General features: G+C 65.4%; 5 protein-coding genes. 2 read left to right on the top strand and 3 right to left on the bottom strand.

Going from position 1 to position 3,131, the window contains the following annotated elements:
• Positions 1–54: 54 nt before the first annotated feature.
• A complete protein-coding gene (locus A5708_RS08820) occupies positions 55–876 on the bottom strand; it encodes a mycofactocin-coupled SDR family oxidoreductase (RefSeq protein WP_065028259.1) in 822 nt (273 codons plus the stop codon).
• 7 nt (positions 877–883) lie between these two features.
• Positions 884–1,714, bottom strand: a complete 831-nt coding sequence (locus tag A5708_RS08815; RefSeq protein WP_065028258.1) for a mycofactocin-coupled SDR family oxidoreductase — start codon at positions 1,712–1,714, stop codon at positions 884–886.
• Positions 1,715–1,786: 72 nt separating this feature from the next.
• Here A5708_RS08815 and A5708_RS08810 point away from each other — a divergent pair, with 72 nt between their 5' ends.
• Entirely contained in the window at positions 1,787–2,419 is a 633-nt protein-coding gene (locus tag A5708_RS08810; protein ID WP_065028257.1) for a TetR family transcriptional regulator, read from the top strand.
• Positions 2,420–2,562: 143 nt separating this feature from the next.
• Positions 2,563–2,913 carry a DUF732 domain-containing protein gene (locus tag A5708_RS08805; protein WP_081292880.1) on the top strand — a complete coding sequence of 117 codons (351 nt, stop codon included), beginning with the start codon at positions 2,563–2,565 and terminating at the stop codon, positions 2,911–2,913.
• Positions 2,914–2,948: 35 nt separating this feature from the next.
• On the opposite strand, the gene A5708_RS08800 is transcribed toward A5708_RS08805, so the two are convergent.
• Positions 2,949–3,131: DUF732 domain-containing protein (locus A5708_RS08800; protein ID WP_155765946.1), on the bottom strand; the 183-nt coding region annotated here is incomplete at its 5' end.

The raw sequence follows: 3,131 nt of genomic DNA, 5'->3' as shown, positions 1-3,131 counted from the left end.
TCGGCGAAGGTGCGCACCCCGCGTTCATGTCGCGCGCCGTCGCGCATCGGGGCCTTAGCGGATTGTGACACCGGCGTCGACTTTCAGTTCGAGTCCTGTGACGTAACGGGATTCATCGGACATCAGGTAGAGCACCGCGTTGCTCACGTCGGACGCTTCGATCAGCGGTGCGGGCAGGGCGTTGAGAAAGATGGGCACCAGGTCGGGCCGCTGCTCGGCGATCAACGTGTGCATGCTCGGCGGCGCCATGCCGGTGGCCACGCCGGTGGGGTGCACGGTGTTGACCCGAATATTCTGTGCGGCAAGCTCATTGGCGAGGGCCAGAGTCATCCCGACAATGCCGTGCTTGGACGCCGTGTAGGGCACGTGCAGCGGGGTGCCCTTGATGCCTGCCGACGAGCTGATGTTGATCAGGCTCCCGCCGCCCCGGGCGACCAGGTGAGGGAGCGCGGCCGCGCAGGTGTTCCAGGCGCCGATGAGGTTGACGTCGAGCACGAGCCGCCACTGCCCGGCGGTGGTGGTGTCCCAGGTACCGACGGTGAGCACACCGGCGTTGGCGACCGCGCCGTCGAGTCCGCCGAGTTCGCCGACGGCCGCGTCGACCGCCGACTTCATGGCGGCCTCGTCGCGCACATCGACGACTTTCGCGATCGCCCGGCGGCCGTGCTTCTCGACCAGTTGCGCGGTCTCGTTCAGGTCGTCCTCGGTGGCCAGCGGATATTCCAAACCCTCTGGCGTGGAACAGATATCCACCAGGATGCAGTCGGCGCCCTCTTCGGCCAGCCGCACCGCGTGCGAGCGTCCCATGCCGCGCGCGGCCCCGGTGATCAAGACCCGCTTGCCCGCGACCCGGCCCGTTGCGTTGTTCGTTGTCATCCGCGTATCAAACCTTGTTGCAAAAGCCCGCGTCGACGGGGAAGGTCACGCCGGTGACGTACTTCGCCTCGTCGGAGACCAGGTAGGCGATCGCGGCGCTGACGTCCTCGGGTTCCATCATCCCGACGGGCATCGGGTTTTGCAGGTGGGGACCCGCGCCGGGATTCTTCTCCAGGAACTCGGTCATGTCGGGGTTGGTCGCCATCATCGTGTTCACCGCGGTCGGGTGCACCGTGTTAACCCGAATATTCAGCGGCGCAAGCGCATTGGCCAGCGTGCGCATCAGTCCGACGATGCCGTGCTTGGATGCCGCATAGCCCAGGCCGCCGCCCTGCAGGCCGCCGAAACCCTTGATGCCCGCGGTCGAGCTGGTGAAGATGATGACCCCGCCGCGGTTGCCGGACAACAAGTGCGGGACGGCCGCCCATGCCGTGTGGTAGGCCCCGTCGAGGTTGACGCTGGTGACCGCGCGCCACTGCGCCAGCTCCTCCTCGATGCTCAACTGCCGAAACGCCAACGGCGCGATCCCGGCGTTGGCCAGCACGATGTCGAGGCGGCCGAAGTGTTCGACGCCGGCATCCATGGCGGTCTTCACTTGCTCGAAGTCGCGGACGTCGGCGACCGTGCCCAGCATCTTGCCGCCGGCCTCCTCGACCAGCGCGACCGTCTCGTCCAGCTCCTCATGGGAGGCCATCGGATAACCGTTCGCGGGGATGTCGGCGCAGATGTCGATGCCGATGATGTTGGCGCCCTCGCGGGCGAGCCGCACCGCGTGGCTGCGGCCCTGGCCGCGCGCCACCCCGGTGATGAAGGCGACTTTGCCATCTATTGACCCCACGGCGCACGTCCTCTCTGTTCATCGGCCCAGATCAGGGCAGAGTAACGCCGTTACTCAGCTTCGCACAGTAACATGGTTACTGTGACGGCAAAAGGGGCCTCGCTACGGGCCGCGGAGGGACCTTCCGGGCGGCAAGCCGATCCGATCCTGGACATCGTGGTCGAGATGCTCGACAACGAGGGCTATGAGGCCGTGCAGTTGCGCGAGGTGGCCCGGCGGGGCCGCGTGTCCCTGGCGACCATCTACAAGCGGTATCCCACGCGCGACGACCTCATCGTCGCGGCCCTCGACGGATGGATGGACGCCAATCGCTATGCGGCCCTGCCGTCGCTGATCGACGATCTACCCGGCGAGTCGATCTATGTGGACCTGATGCACGTCATGAGGACCATCTTCGAGCCCTGGGAACGGCATCCGTTGATGTTGCGCTCCTACTTCCAGGCGCGATCGGGCCCCGGCGGAAAGCGCCTGATCCAGCGGGGCGTCGACGCCGTGGTGCCCGTTGCGAAAGCCGTTCTGGCGCAAGCGGAGCCAGGCTTCGCCAAGGATCTCGAGCTGATCCTCACCAGCGTGGTCTACGGGTTGCTCACCCGATTCACGCAAGGGGAGATCGACGTCACCGAAATCGTGCCGGGGATCGAGCGCACGGTGTTCTGGGTGACCACGGCGTACGAGCATGGTGTCGCCGGTGTGACAGAGGGCTGACGCCGAACTCGCACGCATCCAACGGTGCGAGAAATCCGATTATTCAGCCGTTCATAAGCCATTTTTTCCCGGCTTTCCCTATTCTTCGTCTTCATGCCGCTATGGGTCGACGGCATCGTGAACGTCCCGAAGAAAGGAAGCGCATGATGTTTTCACCTCGCCGGCTGACCGCGTTGGCAGTCCCCGTCTTGGCGACCGCGGCTCTGGTTGCCAGCGCCGCGGTCGCTACCGCCGACCCCCTCGATGACGCATACCTGGCTCAGTTGCGCGGCGCCGGTTTCAGTTGGCCGCCCGAGCACGACATCGCCCTCACCGGAATGGGCCGCCTGATCTGCGACGACATCGGGTGGGGCTGGTCGTATGACCAGATCGCCCAGAGCATCCACCAGACTCTGGATCCCAGGAAAGTGACGTTCGGAGACGTCGGATCCATGGTGAGCCTTGCGCATTCGACCTACTGCCCGCTCCAGCGATGCTGGACCGACCACTGCTGAGCTAGCCGAAATCCCTTCTGCTGCCGCGATTGCGGTCACATAAGCGGGGGCCCCGGCAGCATCCAGATAACAGAAGGGTCGATGTCTTCCTTGTATTGCGGGCAATAGGTAGCTATCGACAGGCCGACAAAGTAGGCCGACTGCCGGACCGAGAGATCCGTCTGCCGCGCCAGCTGGATCGCCAGCACCGATGCGTTCGGGTTGACGGCGACGCCGGC

The sequence above is a fragment of the Mycobacterium colombiense genome (genome assembly GCF_001672755.1).
GTDB classification, from domain to species: domain Bacteria; phylum Actinomycetota; class Actinomycetes; order Mycobacteriales; family Mycobacteriaceae; genus Mycobacterium; species Mycobacterium colombiense_C.
The sequence above is the reverse complement of the archived record's forward strand: the minus strand, read 5'-3'. Positions and strand labels throughout refer to the sequence as shown.